The organism is Spongiactinospora gelatinilytica, from assembly GCF_003236385.1.
Lineage (GTDB): Bacteria > Actinomycetota > Actinomycetes > Streptosporangiales > Streptosporangiaceae > Spongiactinospora > Spongiactinospora gelatinilytica.
The window spans coordinates 1-2459 of the sequence record NZ_POUA01000626.1; the positions used below are offsets into that span (position 1 = coordinate 1).

The window sequence follows — 2459 nt, forward strand, 5'->3', positions numbered from 1 at the left end:
CTCCAGCACCCGCACGTCGTGGGCGGCGATCTCGCCGCGCACCTCGATGTCCAGCTTGGTGGCGGCCAGGGCGTGCAGTTGCGGCTCGCTGATCGGCCGTGCCGCCCAGCACACCAGTTGCGCGGCCCGTTCCTCCTCGCCGGGGATGCGGATCGGTTCTCCCGGGGCGGCCTCGGGTGGCGGTTCGGCGCGGAAGGCCACGGGAGCCGTCTGTGGTCCGTCGGTGAGGGGATGCACCTGCGCCCATACCCGGTCGGGGCGGCCGGTGAGCCGGACGTAGGGGGCGGGGCACAGCCGCCATCCGGCCCGCCCCAGCCGTGATGATCTCTTGGTCAGTTCCGATGTCCATGGGTTGGGGACCAGGACGACCCCGTGGCGGGGGTTCCACAACGCCCCGCAGGACACGTCGGCCTGGTCGTCGCGCCCGGCTCCTTGCGCCGCGTAGGCGTCCAGGACGGTCTGCAGGCACCGCACGGTGTCGGCCGGTGAGCGTAATCGGGCGATCATTCCGCCCCCGTTGTAGACCAGGTACAGGTTCTTGGGGCGCTCCACCGTGAGCGTGATCGGCGCGTAGCCGCCGGCGCTGCGCTCGCCCAGCCAGCCGGCCAGTTCCGCCGCCGCGGCGCCGCGCGCGCCGACGCCGACGATCCGCCGCCCGGCGCGTACCGGCCACACCCTGGTGCCGGCGCCGGAGGTGACGTTCACCGAGCAGGAACTGGGACCCTGTACGACGACGCGGTCATCGTCCGGGTCATCCGGGTGGATCAGGACGGCCGTCACCTGGTCATAGCCGATGACCGGCCTCGGCTCGGCGCCGGGCGGCAGCAGCACGCCGCTGGGCGTGCCCCGCGGCACCGACGCGCGTGCCAGCGCGGCGAGAGGGGCGACGGCGTGCTCGGGCACCGGCCCGAACACCCGGTCCCGGCCGTCGCCGGACAACACCACGCCCACGCCGAGGCGGTCGCCGCCGGCGACGGTGGCGGTCAGGTCGGCGATCAACTGCTCGCAGAACACGCACCCTGGGCCCACTCCGACCGCCAGCACGGGTGTGCCGGTCGGTGGGAGGGCGGCCGCCGCTTCGATCAGGGCGCCGGGTTCGATCAGGGCGCCGGGTTCGATCAGGGCGCCGGGTTCGATCAGGGCGCCGGGTTCGATCAGGGCGCCGGGCGAGGCGCCGGCCGGCTCCGCCTGCCGTGCCTCGCCCGGGCCGGGGGCCAGCAACTGCCGGGCCAGTTCGGCGTCCACCTCGACCAGCCCGAACGACGCCCACGCCCGCAGGCACGACTTCTGCGCCGGTGAGAACGCCCCGCGGGGCGATGGTGAGCCGGTGATCTGCTCCAGCCAGCGCAGCGCGGCGGCGTTCAGATAGGCCCCCACGGCGACATCGGTGCGGGCCAGTACCGCCCCGCCACCGGAAAGGCCGGCGAGTGCGACCCGCCGGCCCCAACGGATCACTTCGGCCTCACACGCAGACGCCGATTCCCCCTATCGAGATGCACGCTTGGGCGGGGCTGCAGCACGCGCTCCCGCAGGGGGTGTTGGGCGGGCGGCAGGACGAAGGCGCGGCGTAGATCTGCGTGAATGGCTGAGACGTGAACATGGAACCACCCTCTCGAGGGTGTGAGCCGTCGCTGGATGACGACTGTGGCATCTCCAGACATTCACGGCGAACAGCGCCGGGACAACTACCGAAAAAGCCATACGTCTGAATCGCTGGAATACCAGCCTTGACATTTTCGGGTTTCTGCGTCCACGCCCTTTCCCCGGCTCGCCGGGCGCGGCGGGGCTCTACGGGTGGTGCAGGCCGAGGTGTTCCAGCAGCAGCCCTTCCCGGGTCGACCAGGGGCAGATCTCGACCTCGCGGGCCTGGCAGGCGTCCATGAGGGCCTCGGCGACCAGGGCGCCGGCCAGCGACTGCTCGGCGCGGTGGCGGCTGATGCCGGGCAGTTCGCCGCGGCGGGAGACCTCGGTGGCGGCCAGCAGGTCGGCCGAGGCGCGCAGCCCGGGCAGGTCCAGGCGGGTGCCGTCGCCGGTGCGGGCCAGGCGGGCGAGCTGGGCGAAGGTCTTGGAGCAGGCCAGTACGCGGGTGCCGGGGGCGGCGGCGGGCAGGCCGGGTGGTTCGGCCAGGGCGCGGCGCAGGTCCTCGCGCACCTGGCGCAGGCGGTGGGCGGGCGCGGCGCCCTCGGGCAGCCAGCGGCGGGTGACCTGGCGGGCGCCCAGTGGCAGGCACATGGCCAGCATCGGCTGATGGCCGGTGCCGTAGGCGATCTCGACGGTGCCGCCGCCGATGTCCAGTACCAGCAGCGGCCGGTCGCCGGCGCCGCTCCAGCGTCGGGCGGCGACGTAGGCGAGCCTGGCCTCCTCCAAGGCGGGCAGGACCCGCAGCCGGGTGCCGGTGGTGGCGGCGACCCTGGCGATGATCTCCTCGCGGTTGGGGGCGTCGCGGATCACCGAGGTGG

Annotated in this window: 2 protein-coding genes; both read right to left on the minus strand. The window is 73.9% G+C overall.

Annotated elements, in window-relative coordinates:
* Positions 1-1455 (minus strand): hypothetical protein (locus C1I98_RS37885; protein WP_199537525.1); only part of this gene is annotated, 1455 nt, incomplete at its 3' end.
* Positions 1456-1788: 333 nt separating this feature from the next.
* Positions 1789-2459: Ppx/GppA phosphatase family protein (locus C1I98_RS37890; protein ID WP_111172056.1), on the minus strand; the 671-nt coding region annotated here is incomplete at its 5' end.